23 protein-coding genes and 1 tRNA gene are annotated in these 25,721 nt (G+C 72.9%); 11 read left to right on the top strand and 13 right to left on the bottom strand.

The annotated features are described in order from the left end of the window. Positions 1-76 precede the first annotated feature (76 nt). Complete coding sequence (locus ABZT12_RS15150; RefSeq protein WP_356383110.1) at positions 77-778, top strand: FadR/GntR family transcriptional regulator; 702 nt, start codon at positions 77-79, stop codon at positions 776-778. 12 nt (positions 779-790) lie between these two features. Here ABZT12_RS15150 and ABZT12_RS15145 read toward each other — a convergent pair whose 3' ends face one another. The 4 genes from ABZT12_RS15145 to ABZT12_RS15130 form a co-directional block, all read right to left on the bottom strand. Then, the gene (locus ABZT12_RS15145) at positions 791-1,165 is read right to left on the bottom strand and encodes a YchJ family metal-binding protein (RefSeq protein WP_356383107.1); all 375 of its coding nucleotides are present in this window, start codon (positions 1,163-1,165) and stop codon (positions 791-793) included. Between the two features lie 31 nt (positions 1,166-1,196). Continuing rightward, positions 1,197-2,540: a M1 family metallopeptidase gene (locus ABZT12_RS15140; protein ID WP_356383104.1), complete on the bottom strand. Its 1,344-nt coding sequence runs from the start codon at positions 2,538-2,540 to the stop codon at positions 1,197-1,199. A gap of 88 nt (positions 2,541-2,628) precedes the next feature. Beyond that, positions 2,629-6,495 (bottom strand): Pls/PosA family non-ribosomal peptide synthetase, encoded by a 3,867-nt coding sequence (locus ABZT12_RS15135; RefSeq protein ID WP_356383101.1) that lies wholly within the window; start codon positions 6,493-6,495, stop codon positions 2,629-2,631. 280 nt (positions 6,496-6,775) lie between these two features. Next, positions 6,776-6,860, bottom strand: a tRNA-Leu gene (locus tag ABZT12_RS15130). A 272-nt stretch (positions 6,861-7,132) separates the two neighbouring features. On the opposite strand from ABZT12_RS15130, the gene ABZT12_RS15125 reads away from it, so the two are divergent. From ABZT12_RS15125 to ABZT12_RS15115, 3 genes are all read left to right on the top strand, one after another. Then, positions 7,133-8,458, top strand: a complete 1,326-nt coding sequence (locus ABZT12_RS15125) for a M20/M25/M40 family metallo-hydrolase (protein ID WP_356383098.1) — start codon at positions 7,133-7,135, stop codon at positions 8,456-8,458. A 169-nt stretch (positions 8,459-8,627) separates the two neighbouring features. After that, positions 8,628-8,861: a chaplin ChpH gene (gene chpH, locus ABZT12_RS15120; RefSeq protein WP_356383096.1), complete on the top strand. Its 234-nt coding sequence runs from the start codon at positions 8,628-8,630 to the stop codon at positions 8,859-8,861. 164 nt (positions 8,862-9,025) lie between these two features. Then, complete coding sequence (locus ABZT12_RS15115) at positions 9,026-9,931, top strand: chaplin (protein ID WP_356383093.1); 906 nt, start codon at positions 9,026-9,028, stop codon at positions 9,929-9,931. Between the two features lie 67 nt (positions 9,932-9,998). Here ABZT12_RS15115 and ABZT12_RS15110 read toward each other — a convergent pair whose 3' ends face one another. Further along, complete coding sequence (locus ABZT12_RS15110; protein WP_005485166.1) at positions 9,999-10,187, bottom strand: DUF5703 family protein; 189 nt, start codon at positions 10,185-10,187, stop codon at positions 9,999-10,001. 47 nt (positions 10,188-10,234) lie between these two features. On the opposite strand from ABZT12_RS15110, the gene ABZT12_RS15105 reads away from it, so the two are divergent. After that, complete coding sequence (locus ABZT12_RS15105) at positions 10,235-10,936, top strand: hypothetical protein (protein ID WP_356383090.1); 702 nt, start codon at positions 10,235-10,237, stop codon at positions 10,934-10,936. 83 nt (positions 10,937-11,019) lie between these two features. On the opposite strand, the gene ABZT12_RS15100 is transcribed toward ABZT12_RS15105, so the two are convergent. Then, positions 11,020-13,245 carry a helix-hairpin-helix domain-containing protein gene (locus ABZT12_RS15100; RefSeq protein ID WP_356383087.1) on the bottom strand — a complete coding sequence of 742 codons (2,226 nt, stop codon included), beginning with the start codon at positions 13,243-13,245 and terminating at the stop codon, positions 11,020-11,022. Continuing rightward, positions 13,242-14,225 carry an aldo/keto reductase gene (locus tag ABZT12_RS15095; protein ID WP_356383084.1) on the bottom strand — a complete coding sequence of 328 codons (984 nt, stop codon included), beginning with the start codon at positions 14,223-14,225 and terminating at the stop codon, positions 13,242-13,244. The genes ABZT12_RS15100 and ABZT12_RS15095 overlap by 4 nt, the downstream gene beginning before the upstream one ends. A gap of 186 nt (positions 14,226-14,411) precedes the next feature. Between ABZT12_RS15095 and ABZT12_RS15090 the strand changes: the two genes are divergently transcribed. Then, positions 14,412-15,467 (top strand): LLM class F420-dependent oxidoreductase, encoded by a 1,056-nt coding sequence (locus ABZT12_RS15090; RefSeq protein WP_356383081.1) that lies wholly within the window; start codon positions 14,412-14,414, stop codon positions 15,465-15,467. A gap of 163 nt (positions 15,468-15,630) precedes the next feature. Here ABZT12_RS15090 and corA read toward each other — a convergent pair whose 3' ends face one another. Continuing rightward, complete coding sequence (gene corA / locus ABZT12_RS15085) at positions 15,631-16,629, bottom strand: magnesium/cobalt transporter CorA (protein ID WP_356383077.1); 999 nt, start codon at positions 16,627-16,629, stop codon at positions 15,631-15,633. A 61-nt stretch (positions 16,630-16,690) separates the two neighbouring features. On the opposite strand from corA, the gene ABZT12_RS15080 reads away from it, so the two are divergent. The 4 genes from ABZT12_RS15080 (at position 16,691) to mshC (ending at position 20,217) form a co-directional block, all read left to right on the top strand. Next, positions 16,691-17,377: a histidine phosphatase family protein gene (locus ABZT12_RS15080; RefSeq protein ID WP_356383075.1), complete on the top strand. Its 687-nt coding sequence runs from the start codon at positions 16,691-16,693 to the stop codon at positions 17,375-17,377. Positions 17,378-17,508: 131 nt separating this feature from the next. After that, the gene (locus ABZT12_RS15075) at positions 17,509-18,099 is read left to right on the top strand and encodes a DUF3090 domain-containing protein (protein ID WP_356383072.1); all 591 of its coding nucleotides are present in this window, start codon (positions 17,509-17,511) and stop codon (positions 18,097-18,099) included. Beyond that, positions 18,063-18,893 (top strand): SCO1664 family protein, encoded by an 831-nt coding sequence (locus tag ABZT12_RS15070; protein WP_356383069.1) that lies wholly within the window; start codon positions 18,063-18,065, stop codon positions 18,891-18,893. The genes ABZT12_RS15075 and ABZT12_RS15070 overlap by 37 nt, the downstream gene beginning before the upstream one ends. A gap of 94 nt (positions 18,894-18,987) precedes the next feature. Further along, a complete protein-coding gene (mshC, locus tag ABZT12_RS15065; RefSeq protein WP_356383066.1) occupies positions 18,988-20,217 on the top strand; it encodes a cysteine--1-D-myo-inosityl 2-amino-2-deoxy-alpha-D-glucopyranoside ligase in 1,230 nt (409 codons plus the stop codon). Between the two features lie 79 nt (positions 20,218-20,296). Here the strand turns inward: mshC and ABZT12_RS15060 are convergent, their stop codons facing one another. Both ABZT12_RS15060 and ABZT12_RS15055 read right to left on the bottom strand, forming a co-directional pair. After that, on the bottom strand, positions 20,297-21,328 hold the full coding sequence (locus ABZT12_RS15060; protein WP_356383063.1) for a PAC2 family protein: 1,032 nt from the start codon (positions 21,326-21,328) through the stop codon (positions 20,297-20,299). Between the two features lie 196 nt (positions 21,329-21,524). Next, on the bottom strand, positions 21,525-22,196 hold the full coding sequence (locus tag ABZT12_RS15055) for a FadR/GntR family transcriptional regulator (RefSeq protein WP_356383060.1): 672 nt from the start codon (positions 22,194-22,196) through the stop codon (positions 21,525-21,527). A gap of 201 nt (positions 22,197-22,397) precedes the next feature. Between ABZT12_RS15055 and mtnA the strand changes: the two genes are divergently transcribed. After that, entirely contained in the window at positions 22,398-23,429 is a 1,032-nt protein-coding gene (gene mtnA, locus ABZT12_RS15050) for an S-methyl-5-thioribose-1-phosphate isomerase (RefSeq protein ID WP_356383057.1), read from the top strand. Between the two features lie 75 nt (positions 23,430-23,504). Here mtnA and mtnB read toward each other — a convergent pair whose 3' ends face one another. From mtnB to ABZT12_RS15035, 3 genes are read right to left on the bottom strand one after another with little or no spacing between them, the layout of a single operon-like run. Next, on the bottom strand, positions 23,505-24,113 hold the full coding sequence (mtnB, locus tag ABZT12_RS15045) for a methylthioribulose 1-phosphate dehydratase (protein WP_356383054.1): 609 nt from the start codon (positions 24,111-24,113) through the stop codon (positions 23,505-23,507). Next, complete coding sequence (mtnC, locus tag ABZT12_RS15040) at positions 24,110-24,835, bottom strand: acireductone synthase (protein WP_356383051.1); 726 nt, start codon at positions 24,833-24,835, stop codon at positions 24,110-24,112. Before mtnC ends, mtnB begins: the two co-directional genes overlap by 4 nt. After that, positions 24,832-25,431, bottom strand: a complete 600-nt coding sequence (locus ABZT12_RS15035; protein ID WP_356383048.1) for a cupin — start codon at positions 25,429-25,431, stop codon at positions 24,832-24,834. The genes mtnC and ABZT12_RS15035 overlap by 4 nt, the downstream gene beginning before the upstream one ends. Between the last annotated feature and the right edge of the window lie 290 nt (positions 25,432-25,721).

The following is a 25,721-nucleotide window of genomic DNA, read 5'->3' as shown; positions in this document are numbered from 1 at the left end:
AGGTACGACGAATTCAAGAGTCTGTGATGAATAAGTCTGACTTTTATGCCTGTGACCCGCCCCGTACTCTGAGTGCATGACCACACCGGGCCGCGGGCTGCACGGCCGCGTACTCGACGCCCTCGGACCCGCGATCACGGCGGGCGACCACCCGCCGGGCAGCGTCCTGCGCACCGACGAACTGGCCCAGGACTTCGCGGTCTCGCGCTCGGTGATGCGCGAGGCGGTCCGGGTGCTGGAGTCCATGCACCTCGTCGAGTCCCGCCGCCGGGTGGGCGTCACGGTCCGCCCCAAGGCCGAGTGGAACGTCTACGACCCCCAGGTCATCCGCTGGCGGCTGGCCGGCGCCGACCGCCCGCACCAGCTCCGCTCACTGACCGTGCTGCGCTCGGCGATCGAACCGGTCGCGGCCGGCCTGGCCGCGAAGTACGCCACGGCGGAGCAGTGCGCCGAGCTGACCGAGTGCGCGCTGGGCATGGTGGCCAACTCGCGCGGGCACCGGCTGGAGGCGTACCTCGTCCACGACGTCGCCTTCCACCGGGTGATCCTCAACGCCTCCGGCAACGAGATGTTCGCCCGCATCGGCGATGTCGTCGCCGAGGTGCTGGCCGGCCGCACCCATCACGAGGTCATGTTCGACGACCCCGACCCGGCCGCCGTCACCCTGCACGTCCAGGTCGCCGAGGCGGTCCGCGCCGGCGACGGACCGCGCGCCGAGGAACTGACCCGGGAGATCACCGTGGGCGCCCTGCACGAACTGGACATCCTGGCGCCGTAGCGCCCGGCCGCCTCAGTCGTCGAGGAACTCCCCGTCCACGTACACCCACGCCCCGCCGACCCGCTCGAACCGGCTCCGCTCGTGCAGCGAGCCGCCCCGGTAGGACGCCCGGAAGGTCACGGTCCCCGTGGTGTGGAACGCGGACCCGTCGGCCGTACCGAGGATCTCCAGGCCGGTCCACCGCGTCCCCGGGTCGAGACCGAGCCGTGCGGGCCGCGTCCGCGGATGCCAGGTCCGCAGCAGATACCCCTCGTCCCCCCGCACGAAGGCGGCGTAGCGCGACCGCATCAGCGCCTCGGCGGTGGGCGCGGCGGCGCCGGAGTGGTACCGGCCGCAGCACTTCTCGTAGGGCCCGGCGAGACCGCAGGGGCAGGAACGCGTGCTCATGAGCGCCATTGTGCCCGCCGCGGCCGGCCGCTCAGACCGCTGTGCCGCTCTCCGCCGACGGCATCGGCGGCAGCGCGGCGCCGTGCACCCAGGCGTCGAACAGGTCGTCCAGCGGCTCGGTCGTGAACCGGGCCGCGTGGGCGGTGAACGTCGTGGTGGTCACCGACCCGTTGCGGTTCAGCCCCGCCCAGGCCCGCAGCATCCGGAAGAACGCGATGTCACCGAGCGCGCAGCGCACCGCGTGCACGGTGAGACCGCCGCGCTCGTAGAGACGATCGTCGAACATCGACTTGCGCCCCGGGTCGGCGAGCCGCAGATCCTGCGGCAGCGAGGAGAGGAACCGGTGGGCGGCGGCGGCGAGTTGATGAGCCGTCCGGCCGCCCGAGCGCTCCGACCACAGCCACTCCGCGTACTTGGCGAAGCCCTCGTTCAGCCAGATGTGCCGCCAGTCCGCGATCGACACGCTGTTGCCGAACCACTGGTGCGCCAGCTCGTGCGCGACCAGCCGCTCCGAACTCCGCGCCCCGTCCACGTGGTTGGCGCCGAACAGCGACAACCCCTGTGCCTCGACCGGCACATCGAGGTCCTCCTCGGTCACCACCACCGCGTACTCGTCGAACGGGTAGGGCCCGAACAGCTCCTGGAACAGCTCCATCATCGCGGGCTGCCGGGCGAAGTCCCGGGAGAACTCCGGGAGCAGCTGCGCCGGGATGTGCCCGTGCTGCGGCACTCCGCCGAGGCCGGGGTCGCCCAGCAGCACCGTCTCGTACTTGCCGATCGACAGCCCCACCAGATAACTCGACGTCGGCGCGGCCTGCTCGTACACCCATGTCGTCGTCGACGCCCTGGTGGTACGGGTGAGCAGCCGGCCGCCCGCCACCACCGCGTACGACGACGGCGTGGTGACCGAGAGGTGGTACGAGGCCTTGTCGGCGGGCCGGTCGTTGCACGGGTACCAGGACGGCGCCCCGACCGGCTGGCTCGCCACCAGCGCCCCGTCCGTCAGTTCCTCCCAGCCGATCCCGCCCCAGGGGCTCGGCACCGGGCTGGGATTGCCCGACCAGTGCACCTCCACGGTGAACGCGGTCCCGGCCCGCAACGGCTTGGCCGGACGGAGCCGCAGCCGGCCGCCGCGGTGCGTGTACTGCGGCTGCCGGCCGTCCACCCGCACCCGGCCGATCTTGAAGTCGGCCAGGTTCAGCTGGAATTCGGCGAGCGGGGCGCGCCCCGCTATGGCGTTGATGCGTGCCGTTCCGGAGAGACGGTTGGGCCCCGGGCGGTAGTCCAGCGCGAGCTCGTAGCGGTGCACCCGGTAACGGGCGTCGCCGTTGGCCGGGAAGTACGGGTCCGGACCCGCCGTCTGCTGAACGGTCACTGGTGCGTCTGCTCCCTGCGCTGTGCTCGTACGCTGTGCTGGTCGTACCACGTGCCGGTGCACCGCCCCGCGACGCGGGTGCCCGCTGTCAGGACCGCCATGCCTCGATGGGATTGCCCAGCCAGCGGGTGTCGTCGGGGACGGACTCCCCCGCCATGACGAGCGACGCGGGACCCAGCGTGGTGCGGGCCCCGATCACGCTGCCGGGCAGGACGATTCCGCCAGGGCCCAGCGTCGCGCCCTCACGGAGGACCACAGTATCCGTCCGCAGGATCCGGTCGTGGAAGAGGTGTGTCTGGAGCACGGAGCCCCGGTTCACGGTGGCCCCGTCGGCCAGCGTCACCAGGTCCGTCTCCGGCAGCCAGTAGCTCTCCACCCAGACGCCCTTGCCGATCCGGGCGCCGAGCCCGCGCAGCCACGCCGTCAGCACCGGCGTACCCGGCACCGAACCGGCCAGCCACGGCACCGCCACCACCTCGACGAAGGTGTCCGCCAGCTCGTTGCGCCACACGAAGCCGCTCCACAGCGGATGCTCACCGGCCCGGTGCCGCCCCACGAGCAGCCACTTCGCCGTGATCGACACCAGCCCGGCCGCCGCGCCGGCCGCCAGCAGCACCAGCCCGGACAGCAGCGGAGCCCAGACCCCCACCGCGCAGAGCGCCGCCACCGTCAGCACGGCCAGCGCCGCCGAGCAGAACACCGGCACGATCCGGCACAGCTCCACCAGCCCGCGCGCCCACAGCAGCCGGGCCGGCGGGTCGTACGTCCGGCTCTGGTCCCCGCCGCTCGTGCTGCGCGGCAGCTTCACCGGCGGCAGCCCCAGATACGACGTGCCCTTCTTCGCCTTCTTCGGCGTCGCGGACAGCACCCCGACCAGGCCGCCGTCCGGCACGCTCCGTCCCGGCGCGGTCATCCCCGAGTTCCCGAGGAACGCCCGCCGCCCGATCTCGGCCCGCCCGATCCGCATCCAGCCGCCACCCAGCTCGTACGGCGCGGTCAACGTGTCGTCGGCCAGGAACGCGCCCTCGCCGACCGTCGTCAGACTCGGCAGCGCCAGCACGGTGGACACCTCGGCCCCGCGCCCGATCCGCATCCCGAGCAGCCGCAGCCACACCGGCGTCACCAGCCCGGCGTAGAGCGGGAACAGCGTCTCCCGCGAGCGGTCCATCAGCTGGGTCACGGTCCACGCCTGCCAGCCGATCCGGCTGTGCGTGGGGTGCGTCCCCTCCCGCAGCCCCAGACTCAGCAGCCGCACACCGGCCAGGATCAGCAGCGCGTACACCAGCCCGAAGGCGAGCGTCGCCGGGACCAGCGCGGCCAGGGCACCGCCCAGGGCCTCGCCCAGTCCGTCACCGGGCGCCACGAACGCGCCGGTGACCAGCAGCGCGATCGCCCCGGCGACCACCGGCAGCAGGGTCAGCGCGAAACCCGTCAGGCCGTACACCACCCGCCAGTACGTGCCCCGCCGCGGGCGCTGCTCGGGCCAGTTGCGCTTGGCCTTGCCGAGCTTGACCGCGGGCGCGCCCGCCCAGCGCTGCCCGGTCGGCACCGTGCCGGTGACCGCCGAACCGGGCGCCACCTCCGCCCGCTTGCCCACCCGGGCGCCGGGGAAGAGCATGCTGCGGGTGCCGACCACGGCGTGCGCGCCGACCCGGACCGGCCCGATCTCCAGCCGGTCGCCGTCCAGCCAGTACCCCGACAGGTCCACCTCGGACTCGACGGCGGCACCCCGGCCCAGCCTGAGCATGCCGGTCACCGGCGGCAGCGAGTGCAGATCGACGTCAGGACCGATCCTGGCGCCGAGCGCCCGCGCGTACCGCTCCAGCCAGGACCCGGTCAGCGAGGTCGCCCCGCTGACCTCGGCCAGCCGCTCGGCCGCCCACAGCCGCAGATGGACCCCGCCGCCGCGTGCGTACCGTCCCGGCTTCACCCCGCGCAGCAGCAGCCGCGCCCCGCCCGCCGCGATCGCGAGCCGTCCCGGGGGGCTGAACAGCAGCAGCGCGCCCGCGCCGACCAGCCACCAGGAGGCGGTGGGCAGCCAGGAGCAGCCGGACAGCACGTTCCCGAGCGCGGTCAGCGCCACCGTCCAGCGCAGCCCGAGCAGCGTGAACAGCGGTACCAGCGCGAGGAGTTGGATCACCTTGGCGCGCGTCGGCACCGGCGCGACCAGCCGGGCCGTGCCGTCGTCCTGCGCCGAAGCCTCCAGATGGCGGGCCAGCTTGCGCAGGGTCGGCCGCTGGTAGATGTCGAGGACGGCGGCGCTCGGGTAGCGGGTGCGCAGCCGCGAGGTGAGCTGTGCGGCGGCCAGACTGCCGCCGCCGATCGCGAAGAAGTCGTCGGACGCCCCGCTCACGGGGATGCCGAGCACCTCGGCCCACTGCTCCGCCAGCCACGCCTCGGTGCCGTAGAGCTGTTCCCTGGCACCGCCGGTCTCCAGGTTCTCCAGCGGCCAGGGCAGTGCGGCGCGGTCGACCTTGCCGGAGGTACGGGTCGGCAGCTCCGCCACCGGCGCGATCAACGGCACGAGGGCGGCGGGCAGTTCGGCGCGCAGCCGCTCGACGGCGGCGGCCTGGTCCCAGCCCTCCTGGGTGACGACATAGCCGACGAGCAACTGGTTGCCGCTGCGCGCGGTCCGTACGGCGGCGGCGGCGCCGGCCACACCGGGCAGCGCCTGGAGGGCCGCGTCGACCTCGCCCAGCTCGATCCGGCGCCCGCCGAGCTTGATCTGCTCGTCGGCCCGCCCGAGGAAGACCAGCCCCTCGGGCTCCGCCCTGACCAGGTCACCACTGCGGTACGCGCGCTCCCAGCCCAGCGACTCCAGCGGCGCGTACTTCTCCGCGTCCTTCTCGGCGTCGAGATACCGGGCGAGCCCGACCCCGCCGATCACCAGCTGCCCACTGCCGCCCATCGGCACCGGCATCCCGGCCTCGTCGACGACGGCCAGCTCCCAGCCGTTCAGCGGCAGCCCGATGCGGATCGGCTCGGCACCGGTCATCAGCGACGCACAGGCCACGACGGTCGCCTCGGTCGGCCCGTACGTGTTCCAGACCTCGCGCCCCTCGGTGACCAGCCGCTGCACCAGCTCGGGCGGGCAGGCCTCCCCGCCGAAGATCAGCAGCCGTACGTCGGTGAGCGCCTCGGGCTCCCACAGCGCGGCCAGCGTCGGCACGGTCGACACGACGCTGATCTCCTGGTCGACGAGCCAGGGGCCGAGGTCGGCACCGCTGCGCACCTGCGAGCGCGGCACCGGCACCAGGCAGGCGCCGTAGCGCCAGGCCAGCCACATCTCCTCGCAGGAGGCGTCGAACGCGACCGACAGCCCCGCCATGACCCTGTCACCCGGACCGACGGGATCCTCGGCGAGGAACAGCGCCGCCTCCGCGTCCACGAAGGCCGCCGCGCTGCGGTGGCTGACGGCGACACCCTTCGGCCTGCCCGTCGAACCGGAGGTGAAGATGATCCACGCGTCGTGCCCGGCCCCGGGCCGCGCCGCCGGCACCTCGGCCCGCCCGTGCACGGTCAGCTCGTGCCCGGCGCCCACGACGGCCCGCACCCCCGCCTCCCCGAAGACCAGCTCGGCCCGCTCGTCCGGGTCCTCGGCGTCCACCGGCACGTAGGCGGCGCCGGCGGCCAGCACGGCGAGGATCGCGACATAGAGGTCGTTGGTGCCCGACGGCACGCGCACGCCGACCCGGTCGCCCAGGCCGACCCCCGCCTCGCCGAGCCGCCGGCGCAGCCCCTCGACCTCGGCGGCCAACGCCCGGTAGGTCAGCCGCGCGGTGCCGTCGTCCAGGGCGAGTTCGTCGGGCCAGGACCGCACGGAGGCGTCGAAGATGTCGACGAGCGTGCGGGGAGAGGCGGCGGGTCCCGCGGAGAAACGAGCGGTGTCGCCGAACTGGGTGCGGATCTCTTCGTCGAGCAGACCGAGAGCGCTGCTCTCGTGTATGGCTGCCATCCGGTCCTCGCGTGGTGAACCCGGAAGCCTCCGGGGTGCTGGCGGGCCCGCAGGTCTGCCTGGGGTTGTCCGGCTCCAGCTCCGTTCCGTAACAAGCCGGAAATTTTAGTACGACGCTAGGCCGCGCCCCTGCCGGCGGCCACTCCTGGCAGCCGGTCGAGGGCGCTCAGTGACCACCCTGCACCGCTCTGACCTGGTGATCTTCGAACCCGACGAGACATCCCCCACAGAACCGGCGAGGGCCGCGACCAGTGCTGGTCGCGGCCCTCGCCGTCCGATGTGTCCGAGGGGGGACTTGAACCCCCACGCCCGATAAAGGGCACTAGCACCTCAAGCTAGCGCGTCTGCCATTCCGCCACCCGGACAAGGTGTCTGTCGCGCGTGGTTTCCCCCGCGGCGACGAAGGAAACATTACCAGGCTTCCAGGGGTGGCCGATCACCCCGGTTCCCACACCTCCCGCTCCCCTCCGGCCGTCCTCCCGTCGGTCTTCCGCCGCCCAGCCGCTTCGGTCCGGACGGCCTCCCGCCGCCATCCCGCGTGAACGGCGCGTGACGGGCCGGGACCGGCCTTGGGCGCGAGCGGCCGGAGAGAGAGGATGAAGGTGGACCACCAGCAGGGACAGCGGGAGGAATCAGCGTGAGCGACACGGACACGGCCAAGGGCGTCACCGGCGAGGACGAGGTCGTGGACCTCTGCCGCGAGCTGATCCGGATCGACACCAGCAACTACGGCGACCACTCGGGCCCCGGCGAGCGCGAGGCGGCCGAGTACGTCGCCGGACAGCTCGCCGAGGTGGGCCTCGAACCGCGGATCTTCGAGTCGCACCCCGGACGCGCCTCCACGGTCGCCCGGATCGAGGGCGCGGACCCGTCCAGGCCCGCGCTCCTCATCCACGGCCACCTCGACGTCGTACCGGCGAACGCGGCGGACTGGACCCACCACCCCTTCTCCGGCGAGGTCGCCGACGGGTGTGTGTGGGGGCGGGGCGCCGTCGACATGAAGGACATGGACGCGATGACCCTCGCGGTCGTCCGCGACCGGCTGCGCAGCGGACGCAGGCCCCCGCGCGACATCGTGGTCGCCTTCCTCGCGGACGAGGAGGCGGGCGGCACGTACGGGGCGCGGCACCTCGTCGACAACCACCCGGACCTCTTCGAGGGCGTCACCGAGGCGATCAGCGAGGTCGGCGGCTTCTCGTTCACGGTGAGCGAGCAGCGCCGGCTCTATCTGATCCAGACGGCCGAGAAGGGCATGCACTGGATGAAGCTCACGGTGGCCGGCACCGCCGGGCACGGATCGATGATCCACCGCGACAACGCGATCACCGAGCTGTCCGAGGCCGTCGCGCGGGTGGGCCGGCACAGGTTCCCGGTGCGCGTCACCAAGACGACCCGGGCCTTCCTCGACGAACTCGGCGACGCGCTCGGCACGCCGCTCGACCCCGAGGACATGGAGGCGACCCTGGCCCGGCTCGGCGGGATCGCCAAGCTCATCGGCGCGACCCTGAGCAACACCGCCAACCCCACGCAGCTGAACGCCGGATACAAGGTCAACGTCATCCCGGGCGAGGCCACCGCCAACATCGACGGGCGGTTCCTGCCCGGGCACGAGGAGGAGTTCCTCGCCGACCTCGACCGCATCCTCGGCCCCAAGGTGAGGCGCGAGGACGTGCACTCCGACAAGGCCCTGGAGACCTCCTTCGACGGGGCGCTGGTGGAGGCCATGCAGTCGTCGCTGCTCGCCGAGGACCCGACCGCGAAGGCGATCCCGTACATGCTCTCCGGCGGCACGGACGCCAAGTCCTTCGACGACCTGGGCATCCGGGGCTTCGGTTTCGCGCCGCTGAAGCTGCCGCCGGAGCTGGACTTCGCGGGCATGTTCCACGGCGTCGACGAGCGGGTCCCGGTGGAGGGGCTGAAGTTCGGCGTGCGGGTGCTCGACCGTTTCATCGACGCGTCCTGACACCCGCGTCGGCGGGGAGTGACGCGACGTGTCGGGCGCATTCGACCGCGCGTACGGGGGCGACTGAGAAGGGTGAATGTGCTCATAAGCTCGTAGCTCCATTACTCCCTCCTCGTTACAGGTATGCGATCGGCAACACGCGATCGCGTTTGCCAACTAGGAGGAAATAATGATCAAGAAGATCGTCGCCGCTGCGGCTGCCACCGGTGGTCTGGTTCTCGCGGGTGCGGGTCTGGCCGTCGCCGACGCCGGTGCCCAGGGTGCCGCGGTGCACTCCCCGGGTGTCGCTTCCGGCAACGTCGTCCAGGTTCCCGTGCACGTCCCGGTGAACGTGTGCGGCAACACGATCTCGGTGATCGGCCTGCTGAACCCCGCCTTCGGCAACACCTGCGTCAACAGGTGACGCACTCCTTCTGAGGGGTGTCGACACCATTGACGCCGTCGGCCCCGGAACGCGCGCCACGCGCTCCGGGGCCGACGGTTCTTTCCGCGCTGCACGCGCGGCGGCTCACCGCCGCCCAGCACGGGGAATCCGAATCAGGTAGTGAAGGCAGGGGGAACAGAACCATGCGACAGGCCACACGCAAGGGCTTGATGACCGTGGCGGCGGCGACCGGAGTGCTCGCCGCGGCGGGCGGCTACGCCCACGCCGACTCCGGCGCGAGCGGATTCACCTCGGACTCGCCCGGCGCGCTGTCCGGCAACACCGTGCAGGCACCGGTGCACATCCCGGTCAATCTCTGCGGCAACACCGTCAACGTCGTCGGGATCCTCAATCCGGCGGTGGGCAACGCGTGCGCGAACCAGGGCGGCTCGACCGGCGCCCACGGCTCCACCGGACGGCACGGCGACTCCGGGGGCTACGGCGACTCCGGCGGGTACGGCGACTCCGGCGGCCGGGGCGGACACGGGGGCTCGGGAGGCGCGCACGCCGGCGGTCACGCCGGTGGCTCGCCCGGCGTCGGATCCGGCAACCACGTGCAGGTGCCGATGGACGTCCCGGTGAACGCCTGCGGCAACAGCGCCGACGTGATCGGGATCGGCAACTCCACCACCGGCAACGACTGCGTCAACGCCCAGGGCCCCCACGGCGGCGGGTACGGCGGCGGGGGGTACGGGACGCCCCCGGGGAGCGGTCAGCACGGCGGCGGCGGTCACCACGGCACGCATCCGGGCGGTGGACACGGGCAGCACCCGGGGACGCCCGGCACCCCGGGTCACCCCGGGACGCCCGGTCACCCCGGCACCCCGCACCACCCGGGCACCCCCGCTCACCCCGGCACCCCGCACGCCCCCGGCGGCCGGACGCCGGCGGGGTCCTCGCGGGTGAGCCAGGCCGGTGCGCCGTCCGCGGACGGCGCGCAGCTCGCGCACACCGGCAGCGACCTGCCGATGGCAGTCGTGCTGTCGCTGGGCGGCGGTTCGCTGCTCGCCGGCACCGTGCTGTACCGCAGGGCGCGGGCCTCGGCGTAGGGCGGGAGGCACGCGACGGAAGGGGCCCCGCACCGGCGGGGCCCCTTCCGTTTCCACCCTTCTCAGCTCACCAGGTGGCCCGTACCTGGCGGATGATCCGCCGGCGCAGCCGTACCCGGCGACTGCCGTCGCGCAGCAGGCTCAGTCGGTCCAACTCCCAGTGTCCGTACTCGGCGTGGTCTGTCAGCAGGCGTGTGGCGTCCTTGCGGGAGACCCCGCGCGGCACGTACACGTCGACGAATTCGTATTCCGGCATCGCATCTATTGTGCGGGCAGCGGCCCGGTACGGATAGCGTCTGCCCTATGTCTGATGCTGCGCAGCCCACCGCTGCCGAGGTACGCGCCGCCGCCGAGGCGGTCAAGACCGCGCTCGACCGCCACCTGGCCGCGGTCGAACGCCGGTCCGGGGAGGACGACCCCGCCGTCTACGAGGCGTTCAACCAGCTCGCCGCGGCCGCCGAGGTCTACGACGAGCTGCTCTACGACCGCTATGACGAGGTCACCCCTTTCGAAATCCCCGGTACGGACGACTCCCTGCCGCCCTACACGGGCCCCGAGGAGCCGAACGCGCTGAGCGTGCTGATCCGCCGCGACTACGCCGTGGCGGAGCCCCAGCGGCTGCTGGCGCAGGCGCAGCGGGTCGAGGCCGCCGAGGACGAGGGCACGGGTACCGAGGCCTCCGGGACGATCCACGGTGCGCTGGGCATTCTGTTCGGGGAGTTCGAGGCGGACGAGATCGCCTCCCGGCACAAGGAGTTCGGCCTGGAGGAGGGCGACTCCACGCTGTGGGTGATCGCCTCGGACGAGGCGCCCGAGCCCGGCGAGTGGCTGGAGGCACCCTTCGACCAGGTCGATCCGCAGCGGGTCGTCTGCCGGTTCGACGTCAGCGCGGTCTTCGACGACGAGATCGACGAGGACATCGACGACGAGCCGGATGACACCGAGGACGAGATCGAGGACGCGATCGAGGACGAGGATCTGGAGCCGCTGGACGCGGATCGCTGAGAACGGCGACGGCGGCGGCCGCGGAGGGATGGTCCTCCGCGACCGCCGCCGCCGTGTCCGCCCGCGTCCGGCCCGCGACCGGGTCAGCCCGCGGCCGGGACCTGGGGCCTCAGCAGGACGGGCAACCGTGTCGTGCGCGGCTTGGCCGGGATCTCGGCGACGGCCCGGGGCAGCGCCTGGTCGACGCCGTGGACCACGGACAGATGACGGTCGGCCCGGCCGAACGCCGTGTAGACCCAGGGCCGGCTGAGTGCCTGCGCCGCGTCCCCGGGCAGCACGGCGACCACCGCCGGCCACCGGGCCCCCACCGCCTGATGCGCGGTGAGCGCCCACCCGTGCCGTACGGAGTGCTCCACCCGCTCCTTGGGTACGACGACGGGGGCGCCGGAGCACGACAGGTGCAGCCCCTCGGCGTCCGCCTTCACCACCTGGCCGGGAACCGTACGGCCCGGCGCGGGGGAGTACGCGATCCGGTCGCCCGGGTCGAAGCCGCCGAAGCGGCCGGGACCGGGGTTGAGCCGCTCCTTGAGCGCCGCGTTGAGCACCCGGGTACCGGCCGCGCCGCCGTGGCCCGGGGTGATCACCACGGTCTGCTCGGCGGGGACGCCGATCACCCGGGGCACCGAGTCGGCGACGAGCTGCACGGTCCGGTGCACGGCCTCGCCCGCGTCCCGCACCGGCACGATCACGACCTCCTTGCCGGGCGCCTCCACCTGGTTCAGCTCACCGATGCCGATGCCCGAGACCAGCTCCCCCACGGGACCGGGGTCCGGCCGCCGTGAGGCGACCTGCGGGCCGGCCCGGGCCGCGAGGAGGTCGGCGAAGACCCGCCCGGGGCCCGCGGACCAGAGCACCGCCGGGTCACCGGCCAGCACCAGCCGGGCGCCGTCCGGCAGCGACTCGGTGACCAGGGCGGCCGTCTCGACGTCCAGTTGGGGCGCGTCGAGCACGACGAGGACGTCCAGGTCCAGGGCGCCGTCCGCGTCCCGCCCCGGGCCCTCGGCGTGGGACAGCAGCCCGGCCACGGTCACGGCGGTGGGGGCACCGGGCGCCCGACCGGCCCCGTCGGGCGGCGCGGACCGGGTCAGCAGGGCGGCGAACCGGTCCCTGCCGACCGGGCTGTGCGCGGCGGCCCAGACCCGCAGGCCGAGGCCGGCCGCCGCGTGCAGCAGCGCGGCGGGCTCCTCCAGGGACGCCTCACCGCCGGTGTGGAGCACCAGGCCGTGGCCCGCGACCGCGCGGATCAGCTCGCCGGCCGACCCGGGGGCGGAGCCGGCCCGCTCCCACCCCTGCGCCGGACCGTCCTCCTCCTTCGGTACCGAGTTGATCAGCCGGGCCAGTCCGTCGGCGAGGCTCTCCTCGGCCAGCGCGTACCGCTCCAGACCGATCAGGACGCGGACCGGGCGCTCCTCCTCGGCCTCGTCGTCGGCGCGCTGCACCGCGACCGCGGGTTCGTCCAACGCGTCCTGGAACACCAGCACTTCGCCCTCCGCGATCGCGGACTGGGTCGCCGCGTCCGGGTCGGGCACGCCCCGCTGGGCGAGCGCTTCGGTGAGCGCGGGTGCCTCCAGCGCCGTGTGCCCGGCCAGCGCCGCCTGCTCCAGCAGCCAGACGGTGAGCGCCCGGCCGCGCCGCTCGTCGTCCGGCGCGCACTCCGGCCCGAGCAGCGCCCGCGCGAACCCGTCGGCCGGCTCGGGCCGTACCCCCGCGACCCGCAGCAACAGCCAAGGATCCGCGCGCAGTTGCTCGTCCGCCCCGTCACCGAGCACCGCCGCGGCCTGGGCCGCGAGCGAATCGGGCGCACCCCCGTCGGCGAGCACCCGCCGTACGGCCTCCACGGTCCCGGCGGCGGGGGCGCCGGGCTCCGGCGCCACGGGCTGTGGCCGGCGCGGCGGTTCGGCGACGGCGGCGCGGCGCGGGGCGGGCTCCGGCCCGGTGAACGCGGTGGCCACGGGCTTCTCCCCGCTCTCCACCGCGCGGACCGCGGCGAGCAGGTCGGCGGCCGTCCCGCTGAGCTTGGTGCCGGCGGCGATGGGTCCCGCCTTCTCCGCCTTCCGCCGCTCGATCCGCTCCCGCTCCAGCCGCTGCGCCGCCAACTCGGCCTCGGCGGCGGACAGTTCGGGAGAGGCGGCCGCACCGTCACCCTTGCCCTCGGCGGCCGTACCCTCCGTCTCCGCGCTGTCCGCGCCGTCCGCGCCCTCCGTGGGCTCGGTGGCACCGGCCGTCTCCGTGCCGGTGCCCGTGTCCTCGGCCGGGGTTTCCGGCACGGCCGGCTCGGCCTGGTCCGTGGTCTCCGGGTCCGTGCTCACAGCGTGCTCCAGTCGTGATCGGGATAGCGGTGCAGGGGCGCCGACACATCGTCGAGCGCCCGGCAGATCTCGTCAGGAAGACTAAGGGCCTCCACTGACAACGCGGCCCTGAGCTGCTGCGCGTTGCGCGCGCCGACGATCGGCGCGGTCACCCCGGGCCGGTCGCGGACCCAGGCGAGGGCCACCTGGAGCGGGGTCACCGCGAGCCCGTCCGCCGCGGTCGTGACCGCGTCCACGATGCGGGTCGCGGTGTCGTCGAGGTAGGGCGCGACGAACGGCGCCATGTGCTCCGAGGCCCCCCGGGAGTCGGCGGGTGTGGAGTGCCGGTACTTCCCCGTCAGCACACCGCGGCCGAGCGGTGAGGAGGGCAGCAGTCCGACGCCCAGGTCGAGCGCGGCCGGCAGCACCTCGCGCTCGACGCCCCGCTGGAGCAGCGAGTACTCCAGCTGGGTGCTGGCCAGCCGGGTCCTGGTGCCCGGCGCCGCCAGCTGCCAGGTCGCCGCCTTGGCCAGCTGCCAGCCGCAGAAGTTGGCGATCCCGGCATAGCGCGCCCGACCGCTGCTGACGGCCAGGTCGAGGGCCTGGAGGGTCTCCTCCAGCGGGGTGCCGGGGTCGTAGGCGTGGATGTGCCAGACGTCGACGTACTCGGTGCCGAGCCGGGCCAGTGAGGCGTCCAGGGCGGAGAGGAGATGGCCGCGCGAGCCGTCGAAGCGCCGCTCCGGGTCGGGCACGCTGCCCGCCTTGGTCGAGATCACCAGGTCACGGCGGGGGACCAGCCCTTCCATGAGCTGTCCCAGCAGATACTCGGCCTGCCCGTCGCCGTACACGTCGGCCGTGTCGACGAGGGTGCCGCCCGCCTCCCAGAACGCCTTCAACAGGTCCGCGGCGTCATGCTCGTCGGTGTCCCGGCCCCAGGTGAGGGTGCCGAGCCCGATCCGGGACACACGAAGGCCTGTACGGCCGAGATGCCTCTGCTCCATGAACGCCGAGATTACTGGCCTGAACCTGTGGTGTGGGGGCCTGTGGATAACGTATTTCCGCAGGAAGCCGGGTGTGTGCGCCCGGCACGCTCCGTCACCGCTCACCGGCACCCGTCCTGTCCGCCGGGGGCGCCTCGCGCTAGGGTCGGCACGACAGCGACGTTACTGATGGGTAAGGGGTCTGCCATGCAGCTCGGGATCAACCTCGGCTACTGGGGTGCCGGAATGGACGCGGACAATCTCGCCGTGGCCAAGGAGGCCGACCGGCTCGGCTACGCCGTGTGCTGGGCCGCCGAGGCCTACGGCTCCGACGCGGCGACCGTCCTCTCCTGGGTGGCCGCGCAGACCGAGCGCATCGACGTCGGCTCGGCCATCTTCCAGATCCCGGCCCGGCAGCCCGCGATGACCGCGATGACCGCCGCCACCCTCGACTCGCTCTCCGGCGGCCGGTTCCGCCTAGGCCTCGGCGTCTCGGGCCCGCAGGTCTCCGAGGGCTGGTACGGCGTCAAGTTCGACAAGCCGCTGGCACGCACGCGTGAGTACGTGGAGATCGTCCGCAAGGCGATGACCCGTGAGCGGCTGTCGTACGACGGCGCGCACTGGACGCTGCCGCTGCCCGGCGGCCCGGGCAAGCCCCTCAAGCTGACCGTGCACCCGGAGCGCGAGCACATCCCGCTCTACATCGCGGCGATCGGCCCGAAGAACCTGGAGCAGACGGGCGAGATCGCCGACGGCGCGCTGCTCATCTTCCCTTCCGCCGACCACCTCCAGGACACCGCGCTCCAGTACCTGCGGGCCGGCCGCGAGAAGGCCGGGAAGACCCTCGACGGATTCGACGTCTGCCCCACGCTCCCGCTCGCCCTGGGCGCCGACAAGGACGTGGCCGCGCTCGCCGACACCTTCCGCCCGTACACCGCGCTCTACGTCGGCGGCATGGGCAGCCGCAAGCAGAACTTCTACAACCAGCTCGCCCAGCGCATGGGGTACGAGAAGGAGGCCGCCGAGATCCAGGACAAGTACCTGTCCGGCGACAAGGAGGGCGCCGCCGCCGCCATCCCGCACCAGCTGATCGACCAGACCACGCTGCTCGGTTCCGTGGAGCGGATCGCGGAGCGGATGACGGCTTACGCGGCTGCCGGGGTCACCACCCTGACCCTGGCCCCGGCGGGCTTCACGCTCGACGAGCGGCTCGCCGCGCTCCGCGCCGGCACCGAGGCCCTGGAGCGCGCCGGACTCGCGTGACCCGGGGGCGCCCCGGAGGAGGTTTTCACGGCCGTGGTGGGGGCTCGGGGGTCTTCCCCGCCACGGCCGTCACGGAGCACAACGCGCCGGGGAGCGCCCGGTTACGCCCCCGCTCCGACCTGGTGGGTCATCCTTTCGGCGGAGCCGCCCGGGAGGGCTCCGGTCAGAGCCAGCCGCGCCGCTTGAACGTCCGGTACAGCAGCACCTCCAGGACGGCCATCACCGCGATCACCGCCGGGTACCCCCACTGCCAGTGCAGCTCCGGCATGTGGTCGAAGTTCATGCCGTAGATCCCCGCGATCATGGTGGGGACCGCCGCCATCGCCGCCCAGCCGGAGATCTTCCGCATGTCGTCGTTCTGCCGGACGCTGGTCTGAGCCAGGTGCGCCGACAGGATGTCCGAGACGAGCCGGTCCAGGCCCTCCACGGACTCGTTCACCCGGGTCAGGTGGTCGTTGACGTCCCGGAAGAACGGCCGTGAGGTCTCCTGCACGAACGGCACCCGGTCGCCGAAGGCACCGATGCCCGACAGCCGCCCCACCGGCTGCGCCAGCGGACCCGTGGCCCGGCGGAACTCCAGGATCTGCCGTTTGAAGGCGTAGATGCGCGAGGCCGTGTCCCGTGAGCCGCCACCGGTCGGCGAGAACACCGCCGCCTCCAGCTCCTCCAGGTCGGTCTGGAGTTCACCGGCGACATCCACGTAGTGGTCGACCACGGTGTCGGCGATCGCGTACAGCACCGTCGTGGGCCCCTGCCGGAGCATGTCGTGGTCCGCCTCCAGCCGGCGCCGTACGGCCGCCAGGGGCGCCTCCTCGCCGTGCCGCACGGTCACCACGAAGGAGTCGCCCAGGAAGACCATGACCTCGCCGGAGGAGACGACGTCGCTCTTCGTCTCGTACCCCACCGGCTTGAGGACCATGAACAGCGAGTCGTCGTACACCTCCAGCTTGGGCCGCTGATGCGCCTTCAACGCGTCCTCGACGGCCAGCGGATGCAGCGCGAACTCCTCCGCGACCAGGTCGAACTCCTTCTCCGTCGGCTCGTACAGCCCTATCCAGACGAAGGCGTCGGTCCCCCGCCGGCACAGTGCCAGGGCGTCGGAGAAGTCCTCGGGCCCCTCCGTGCGGCGCCCGTCGCGGTAGATGGCGTAGTCGACGATCACGGTGCGTGTCCTCTTCCGTGCGGCCGGAGCCGCGTTTCCCGGTGCGCCTACCCTTGGTGGCATGCCCACGTTGATCCTCGTCCGGCACGGACGCTCCACCGCCAACACGGCGGGACTGCTCGCCGGCCGGACGCCCGGTGTCGCCCTCGACGAGCGCGGGACGGCCCAGGCCGCCGCACTGCCCGGCCGGCTCGCCGGACTGCCCCTCGCCGAGGTCGTCACCAGTCCCCTGCAACGCTGCGAGGAGACCGTACGGCCCCTCCTCGAAGCCCGCCCCGCGCTCCGCCCGCACACCGAGGAGCGGATCGGGGAGTGCGACTACGGCGACTGGTCCGGGCGCAAGCTCGCCGAACTCTCGGACGAGCCGCTGATGGAGGTCGTCCAGGCGCACCCCACGGCCGCCGCGTTCCCCGGCGGTGAGTCGATGCGCGCCATGCAGACCCGCGCCGCCGAGGCGGTACGGGAGTGGAACGCGCGCGTGGAGCGCGATCACGGCGCCGACGCCGTCTACCTGATGTGCTCGCACGGCGACATCATCAAGTCGCTCGTCGCCGACGCACTCGGACTTCATCTCGACCTCTTCCAGCGGATCTCCGTAGAACCGTGTTCCATCACCGCGATCCGTTACACCCGTCTGCGGCCCTTTCTCGTCCGGCTCGGGGACACCGGTGACTTCGCCTCCCTCGCCCCGCGCGAGGAAGCGCCCGCCGGGGACGCCCCGGTCGGTGGCGGCGCGGGCGCACCGTGATCGTCGGCCGCAGTAGGGTGAAGCGGTCGCAGTAGCGCCGTACTTGCCCGCGGCGGACGCGGGCCGGTGCGCTCGGCCGGTCCCGAAGCCGATCTCACGATATTCCCCACGATTCCCCATGGAGACAGGACGTGTCCCGTCAGGTGTTCCTCTACGACCCGCCGGAGCGTTTCGTGGCCGGCACGGTCGGACTGCCCGGGCGCCGTACGTTCTTCCTCCAGGCCACGTCCGGCCCCCGGGTGACCAGCGTGGCCCTGGAGAAGACCCAGGTCGCCGCGCTCGCCGAGCGCATGGACGAGCTTCTGGACGAGGTCGTACGGCGCAGCGGCGGCAACGCGGCCGTGCCCGCCGTCACCCCCAACGAGATCTCCGACACCCGCCCGCTGAACACCCCCATCGAGGAGGAGTTCCGCGTCGGCACCATGGCCCTCGCCTGGGACGGCGAGGAGCAGCGCATGATCGTCGAGGCGCAGGCTCTCGTGGAGCTGGACGCGGAGTCCGAGGAGGACCTCGCCGAGGCCGAGGAGCGGCTGCTCCAGGACGAGGAGAACGGACCCCCGATGCTGCGGGTCCGGCTCACCGGCTCCCAGGCCCGCGCCTTCGCCAAGCGGGCCCTGGACGTCGTCAACGCGGGCCGCCCGCCCTGCCCCTTGTGCAGCCTCCCGCTCGACCCGGAAGGACACGTATGTCCGCGCCAGAACGGATACCGCCGCGGAGCGTGACCTCCGCCGACCTCCTGCCGCGGGCGCTCGCCGAGGGCGAGTTGACGGTCCGCGGACGCATCCGTGACGCGTCCAACGCGGCGCTCTTCTGCACGGTCGCGCACGACGGCGGCGAGCTGTCCTGCGTCTACAAACCCGTCGCGGGGGAGCGGCCCCTGTGGGACTTCCCGGACGGGACGCTCGCCCAGCGCGAGGTCGCCGCGTACGAGGTCTCCCGGGCCACCGGCTGGGGTCTGGTGCCGCCCACCGTGCTGCGCGAGGGGCCCTACGGCGAGGGCATGTGCCAGTTGTGGATCGAGGCGAGCGCCGGTGCCGAACTCCTCGCGCTCGTCGACGCCGAGGAGCCGGCGGCCGGCTGGAAGGCCATCGGGTTCGCCGATGTGGGTGAGGGGAAGACGGCCCTCCTGGTGCACGCCGACGACGAACGGCTGCGCCGGCTCGCCGTCCTCGACGCGGTCATCAACAACGCCGACCGCAAGGGCGGCCACCTGCTGCCCACCGACGACGGCCGTCTCTACGGCATCGATCACGGAGTGACCTTCAACACCGAGAACAAGCTGCGCACCCTGCTGTGGGGCTGGGCCGGGGAGCCGCTCACCCCGGAGGCCGTCGAGGTGCTTCAGGGACTCGGGGAGGGACTGGCGGCCGGCGGCGCCCTGGCCGCGGCCCTGTCCCCGCTGATCACCGCCGCGGAGGTCGAGGCCACCCGCGCGCGCGTCGACGACCTGCTCGCCTCGGGGAAGCATCCCGAGCCGAGCGGGGAGTGGCCGGCGATCCCGTGGCCGCCCGTGTAGAGCACGGTGGCCGAGATCACGCAAGAGTGCCTTGTCGGCCATCCGGCCCGGTCCGGTTCGTATACGGAGCAACCGTCCGGTTAGGCTCGTCATCATGTATGCCTGGCCCGCTTCCGAGGTCCCCGCTCTGCCCGGCAAGGGCCGCGACCTCCGGCTCCACTCCACCGCGACCGGCGGTCCCGTGACCCTGGACCCCGGACCGGTCGCCCGTATCTACGTCTGCGGCATCACCCCGTACGACGCGACCCACATGGGTCACGCGGCGACCTACAACGCGTTCGACCTCGTACAGCGCGTATGGCTCGACACCAAGCGGCAGGTGCACTACGTCCAGAACGTCACGGACGTCGACGATCCGCTGCTGGAGCGCGCCGAGCGGGACGGCCTCGACTGGGCGGCCCTCGCCGACCGGGAGACGACCCTCTTCCGCGAGGACATGACCGCCCTGCGCATGCTGCCGCCGCAGCACTACATCGGCGCGGTCGAGGCGATACCCGGCATCGTGCCGCTCGTCGAGCGTCTCCGGGACGCGGGCGCCGCCTACGAACTCGAAGGTGACGTCTACTTCTCCGTCGAGTCCGACCCCCACTTCGGCGAGGTGTCGCGCCTGGACACGGCCGCGATGCGGCTGCTCTCCGCCGAGCGTGGCGGCGACCCGGACCGGCCCGGCAAGAAGAACCCGCTGGACCCGATGTTGTGGATGGCCGCCCGGGAGGGCGAGCCGAGCTGGGACGGCGGCTCGCTCGGCCGCGGCCGGCCCGGCTGGCACATCGAGTGCGTGGCCATCGCCCTCGACCACCTCGGCATGGGCTTCGACGTGCAGGGCGGCGGCTCCGACCTCGCTTTCCCGCACCACGAGATGGGCGCCTCGCACGCCCAGGTGCTGACCGGCGAGTTCCCCATGGCCAAGGCGTACGTCCACGCCGGCATGGTCGGCCTGGACGGCGAGAAGATGTCGAAGTCCAAGGGCAACCTGGTCTTCGTCTCCGCCCTGCGGCGCGACGGCGTCGACCCGGCCGCGATCCGGCTCGCGCTCCTCTCGCACCACTACCGCTCCGACTGGGAGTGGACCGACCAGGTCCTGGCGGACGCGGTGGCGCGGCTCGGCCGCTGGCGGGCGGCGGTCTCCCGGCCCGACGGCCCGTCCGCCGAGGCGCTCGTGGAGGAGATCCGCGCGGCCCTCGCCGACGACCTGGACGCCCCGGCCGCGCTCGCCGCCGTCGACCGCTGGGCGGCCCGCCAGGAGGCGGACGGCGGCGGTGACGAGGGCGCCCCCGGCATCGTGTCCCGTGCGGTGGACGCGCTGCTGGGCGTGGCGCTCTAGTCGCGCGTCCCGGCTGGTGACGGGTAAGGGCGGTGCGCTTCGGCGCACCGCCCTTACCCGTACCGCTCGTCCCGGCCGTTCAGCCCTCCGACGACTCCCCGTCGTCCGGGTCCGGGCCACCTGTCCCCGTGTCGGTGTCGGGGCCGCTCTCGGTCTCCGTCTCCGCCTTGGGCGGTTTCGGCGGCTTCGTACGGCCGCCGGGGTTGTCCCGCAGATACGACGAGCTGTCGCTGCCGTCCGCGGTGGCGTGGCCGCCGGGCGGGCTGCCGCCGCCGTCGCGCCGGCGCAGGTACCGCTCGAACTCGCGGGCGATCGCCTCGCCCGACGCCTCCGGCAGCTCCGCGGTGTCCCGGGCCTCCTCCAGCGTCTGGACGTACTCGGCGACCTCGCTGTCCTCGGCCGCCAGCTGGTCCACGCCGACCTGCCAGGCGCGCGCGTCCTCGGGCAGCTCGCCCAGCGGGATCCGCACGTCGATCAGGTCCTCCAGGCGGTTCAGCAGCGCCAGGGTGGCCTTCGGGTTGGGCGGCTGCGACACGTAGTGCGGCACCGCCGCCCAGAGCGACACGGCCGGTACGCCGGCGTGCGTGCACGCCTCCTGGAGGATGCCGACGATCCCGGTGGGGCCCTCGTACTTGGTCTCCTCCAGGTCCATCCGCTGCGCGAGGTCCGCGTCGGAGGTGGTGCCGCTGATCGGGACCGGGCGGGTGTGCGGGGTGTCGCCGAGCAGGGCGCCCAGGATGACCACCAGCTCCACGCCCAGCTCGTGCGCGAAGCCGAGCAGTTCGTTGCAGAAGGAGCGCCAGCGCATGGACGGTTCGATACCGCGGACGAGCACGAGGTCGCGCGGCTTGTCGCCGCCGACCCGGACCACCGAGAGACGGGTGGTGGGCCAGGTGATCTTCCGCACCCCGGCCTCGATCCACACCGTGGGCCGGTTCACCTGGAAGTCGTAGTAGTCCTCGGCGTCCAGCGCTGCGAACACCTCGCCCTTCCACTCCTTGTCCAGGTGCGCGACCGCGGTGGAGGCGGCGTCGCCGGCGTCGTTCCAGCCCTCGAACGCGGCCACCATCACTGGGTCGATCAGCTCGGGAACCCCCTCCAGCTCGATCACCCAGCGCCTCCTTCCGATTCGCCCTCGCGTACGTCCCAACCTTACGGCGTCCGGCGGGGGCGTCCGCAGCCCCCTCGAACGGGGGAGTGAACCCATGCCTGCCCCGTCCGGGGCGGTCGAACACACAAGATCGCGACACCGTGCGGCCCCGCCCCGGCGCGCACCGTCACGGGGCGGCGGGCCGCTTCCCCGTCGGTCACAGGGTCGAACGCAGCCACTGCTCCACGCTCGCGATGTGCACCGTCGCCCACGACCGTGCCGCCTCCGCGTCCCGGTCGCGCAGGGCGCCCAGGATCGCCCGGTGCTCGCGCAGGGTGCGGCTGACCGCGTCCTCCTGGGTCAGGCCGCGCCAGATCCGGGCCCGGGTGGTGGGTCCGGAGAGGCCGTCGAGGAGCGAGCAGAGCACCGAGTTGCCGGAGCCGCGCACGATGCCCCGGTGGAACTCCAGGTCGCAGGCGACCAGTTCCTCCACCGAGGGGGCGCCGCCGAGCGCGTCCAACTGAGCGGTCAGCAGGTCCAGTTGGTGCTCGTCGATCCGGGAGGCCGCCATCGCCGTGGCGGCCGGCTCCAGGATGCGCCGCACCGCGAGGAACTCCAGGACCGTGTCGTCCCGGTGGAAGTCGACGACGAAACTCAGCGCCTCCAGCAGGAGTTGGGGGTCCAGGCTGGTGACGTACGTGCCGTCGCCCTGGCGTACGTCGAGGATGCGGATCAGCGACAGCGCGCGGACGGCCTCACGCAGGGAGTTGCGGGAGAGTCCGAGTTCGGCCGCCAGCTCGCTCTCCTTGGGCAACCGGTCGCCGGGGCGCAGCGCGCCGGAGACGATCATTCCCTTGATCTTCTCGATCGCCTCGTCGGTGACTGCCATCGCCGGTCTCCCTCATTTCAGACATCCGATGTCTCGGTCCACATTATGGCGGTTCAGTGGGCTGAACGGGGCAGGAATCCCAGGCTGGACAAGCGCCACCGGCAGCCCCGTCCCCGGACACCTGCCCGACGCTCTCGAACGCTGGTTCGGCCAGGTCATGTACGGTGGCGAGCACCACCGGAACACCAGGAGTCTCCCGTTATGTCCCAGGAACTGCGCGCCGTCGACTGGACCGGGAGCGGCATCGCGCTCATCGACCAGACCCTGCTTCCGCAGCGCACCGACACGCTCGACGTCCAGGATGTGGACACCCTGGTCGACGCGATCCAGCGCCTCGTGGTGCGCGGCGCGCCCGCGATCGGGGCGGCCGGCGCCTACGGTGTGGCGCTCGCCCTGCTCCAGGGTGAGCGGGAGGGCTGGACGGACGGTGACGTGCGCGCCGCCGTCGCACGGATCCGCGCGGCCCGCCCCACCGCGGTCAACCTCATGGTCTGCGTGGACCGGGTGATGACCCGCTTCGACGAGGGACTCGACGCGGTCCTCGAAGAGGCCGTCGCCGTCCAGCGCGAGGATGTCGCCGCCAACCGCGCGATGGGCGTCCACGGCGCCGACTGGCTGCTGCAAAGGGTGGGCGCCGGACGGCCGTTGAGGCTCTTGACGCACTGCAACACCGGCGCGCTGGCGACCGCCGGTTGGGGCACCGCCCTCGGCGTCGTCCGCGAACTGCACACGCGCGGCCTGGTGGAGACCGTGTACGCCGACGAGACGCGCCCGCTGCTCCAGGGAGCGCGGCTGACGGCCTGGGAGCTGGTCCAGGAGGGCATCCCGCACCTGGTGCAGGCGGACGCCGCCGCCGCCGGCACGATCCTGCGCGGCGAGGTCGACGCGGCGATCGTCGGCGCCGACCGGATCGCGGCCAACGGCGACACCGCCAACAAGGTCGGCACGGTGGGCATAGCCCTGGCCTGCGCGTACGCGGGCATCCCGTTCCTGGTGGCCGCGCCCACCACCACGGTGGACCTCGCGACCGCGACCGGCGACGACATCCACATCGAACTGCGCGCCGGGGACGAGGTGTTGGAGTGGTCCGGCGTCCGCACCGCGCCGGCCGCGTCGCGCGGCCACAACCCGGCGTTCGACGTGACACCGGGGCGCCTGGTCACGGGCCTGGTGACGGAACGGGGCGTCCTTGAGGTGTCGGCGGGCGAACTCCCCGGCGAGCGGCTGAAGTAGCCGCCCCGGAACGACAAAAGGGGACCTCCGACGGCCCGCCCGGCCCGGGGTCCCCTTCCGTCGTCGCCGGCCGGTTCAGCGCTGGGCCAGCTCCAACTCCAGCAGCCACTCGACGACTTCGGTGTGATGCCGGGCCTGGCGCGGATCCGCGCCCCACACGTACAGCCCGTGCCCGGCCACGACGACCGCCGGCATCCGGGGATCGCGCGCCGCCTCCAGCCGGTCCCCGAGCACCTTCATGTCCTGGCTGTTGGCGATCACCGGCAGGGTCACCTCGACGTCGTGCGCGGGCTGGCCGACCCCCTTGAGCATCTCGACGTCCCGGAAGACGATGCCGCCCGGCTCGCGCCGGCCCATCGCCACCGACGCCACGGTGTGCACGTGGACGACGGCGCCCGCGCCGGTCAACGCGGCGACGCGCGCGTGCAGTTCGGCCTCGGCGGACGGCCGGCCCTCGCCCACCGCGGCGCCCTTCCCGTCCACCAGCACCACGTCCGCCGGGGTCAGTTCACCCTTGTCGTGCCCGCTCGCCGTCACGGCCAGCCGCAGCGGGGAGCGGGAGAGCACCACGGACAGGTTCCCGGAGGTGCCCCGCATCCACCCGAACGAGGCGAACCTGGCGGACTCGGCGGCGAGGACGGCTCCCGCCGCCGCCAGGTCGGGTGCGGTGGTCTCGGCGGTCACGCGGTCCTCCTTGAACTGGTGATGCTGATCTCGTCGAACGTGCCCGCCCGGGGGTGGTCGCCGACGCCCTGCTCGAAGTACGGCTCCCCGGGGCGCGCCACGCCGACGGCGTGCCAGCCGGCCGCCGTCGCCGCGTCCAGTTCGCCGGGCCGGTCGGAGAGGAAGAGCAGCCGGGACGGCTCGCATCCGGTCGCCGCCGCGATCCGGCGGTACGACTCCGGCTCCTGCTTGGGCCCCGCGTTCTCGGTGTCGTAGAGCCCGGAGACGAGCGGCAGCAGATCGCCCTCCGGGGTGGCGGCGAACCACGCCCGCTGCGCGGCGACGGACCCGGACGAGTACACGTAGAGCCGCACTCCCGCCGCGTGCCAGGCGCGCAGGGCCGGTACGACGTCGTCGTAGAAGTGCGAGACCAGGTCGCCGCGGGCGAAGCCCTCGGCCCAGATGACGCCCTGGAGGGTCTTGAGCGGGGTGGCCTTGACGTCCTCGTCGAGCCAGCCGCCGAGGGTCCGCTCGATCCGTACGGCGTCGGCGTCCGGGTCGCCGGTCGCCTCGCGGATCTGCGCGATCGCGCGGGCCACCGTCGGATCGTCGCTCCGCTCGGTGAGGAGCGCCCCGAACCGCGCGCGGGAGTACGGGTAGAGGACGTCGACGACGAAACCCGTGGCGCTCGTGGTGCCCTCGATGTCGAGCACCACGGCGTCCACGTCGAAGCGCCGACTCACGCGGTGGCCCTGTCCCGCCGGTAGCCCGCGTCGATCGTGTCGTAGTCCGGGAAGCGGGCGGCGATCGGGGAGCCGGTGAAGCTGCCGATCCAGCCGTCCTCCTCGTGGAAGAAGCGGATCGCCGTGAAGGCGGGCCTGGTACCCATGTCGAACCAGTGCGTGGTGCCGCGCGGGACGCCCAGCAGGTCGCCCTTCTCGCAGTAGACGGCGTGCACCTCGCCGTTCACGTGCAGATAGAAGATGCCGGACCCGGAGACGAAGAAGCGGACCTCGTCATCGTCGTCGTGCGTGTGCTCCTGGAGGAACTTCTCCCGCGCGGCCTTCGCCCTGAGCGGGTACTCCGGGTCGTCGCTCGGGTGCAGCCCGAGGACGTCGACGGTGGTGAACCCCTCCTCGGCGTTCAGCTTCTCGATCTCCGGGCCGTAGGCGGCGAAGACGGTCTCGCTGTCGGCGTCGGCCGGGACGTCCTTGCGGACCGGCCACCGCTCGTAGCGCACGCCCAGCGGAGCGAGCGCGGCGCCGATCTCGGCGGGGTCGGCGGTGCGGCGCACGAGGGTCTCGGGGCCGGACTCGGACCAGGTGGTCAGCAGCGTCATGGGAGCAACTCCGAACGTCGGGAGGGGTGTCCGTGTCCGTATGCCGAGACGGGTCCACGGACCGGTGGGAGGGCAAGGGGGGGAGGGGGAGGGCGGCGGCGGGGCGTCGGCGGCCGGTCTTGTGATGGTAACCGCCGCCGTGCGCCGCCCGGATGTGACGTAGTCGTTGTCTCACCAGCTGAGAATTGGTGTCCATCCCTTTGACCGATGGCTGAAATCATTCACATGATCTGCGTATGAAGACGCTGCTGCTCGTGCGGCGGCTGTACGTGGACTTGCTCCGGTCGACC

The organism is Streptomyces sp. NPDC005423 (genome assembly GCF_040606415.1).
In the GTDB taxonomy this organism is placed as follows: Bacteria; Actinomycetota; Actinomycetes; order Streptomycetales; family Streptomycetaceae; genus Streptomyces.
This window is presented reverse-complemented; position numbering and strand designations above follow the sequence as displayed.

Excerpts from the sequence above, each read along its gene's own strand:
- ABZT12_RS15115 (WP_356383093.1), top strand. The coding sequence starts at position 9,026 with ATGCGACAGGCCACACGCAAGGGCTTGATGACCGTGGCGGCGGCGACC.
- mshC (WP_356383066.1), top strand. The coding sequence starts at position 18,988 with ATGTATGCCTGGCCCGCTTCCGAGGTCCCCGCTCTGCCCGGCAAGGGC.
- ABZT12_RS15145 (WP_356383107.1), bottom strand. The coding sequence starts at position 1,165 with ATGAGCACGCGTTCCTGCCCCTGCGGTCTCGCCGGGCCCTACGAGAAG.
- ABZT12_RS15150 (WP_356383110.1), top strand. The coding sequence starts at position 77 with ATGACCACACCGGGCCGCGGGCTGCACGGCCGCGTACTCGACGCCCTC.
- ABZT12_RS15070 (WP_356383069.1), top strand. The coding sequence starts at position 18,063 with ATGTCCGCGCCAGAACGGATACCGCCGCGGAGCGTGACCTCCGCCGAC.
- chpH (WP_356383096.1), top strand. The coding sequence starts at position 8,628 with ATGATCAAGAAGATCGTCGCCGCTGCGGCTGCCACCGGTGGTCTGGTT.
- mtnA (WP_356383057.1), top strand. The coding sequence starts at position 22,398 with ATGTCCCAGGAACTGCGCGCCGTCGACTGGACCGGGAGCGGCATCGCG.
- ABZT12_RS15055 (WP_356383060.1), bottom strand. The coding sequence starts at position 22,196 with ATGGCAGTCACCGACGAGGCGATCGAGAAGATCAAGGGAATGATCGTC.
- ABZT12_RS15105 (WP_356383090.1), top strand. The coding sequence starts at position 10,235 with ATGTCTGATGCTGCGCAGCCCACCGCTGCCGAGGTACGCGCCGCCGCC.
- ABZT12_RS15110 (WP_005485166.1), bottom strand. The coding sequence starts at position 10,187 with ATGCCGGAATACGAATTCGTCGACGTGTACGTGCCGCGCGGGGTCTCC.
- ABZT12_RS15035 (WP_356383048.1), bottom strand. The coding sequence starts at position 25,431 with ATGACGCTGCTGACCACCTGGTCCGAGTCCGGCCCCGAGACCCTCGTG.
- ABZT12_RS15090 (WP_356383081.1), top strand. The coding sequence starts at position 14,412 with ATGCAGCTCGGGATCAACCTCGGCTACTGGGGTGCCGGAATGGACGCG.
- ABZT12_RS15080 (WP_356383075.1), top strand. The coding sequence starts at position 16,691 with ATGCCCACGTTGATCCTCGTCCGGCACGGACGCTCCACCGCCAACACG.
- ABZT12_RS15135 (WP_356383101.1), bottom strand. The coding sequence starts at position 6,495 with ATGGCAGCCATACACGAGAGCAGCGCTCTCGGTCTGCTCGACGAAGAG.
- ABZT12_RS15095 (WP_356383084.1), bottom strand. The coding sequence starts at position 14,225 with ATGGAGCAGAGGCATCTCGGCCGTACAGGCCTTCGTGTGTCCCGGATC.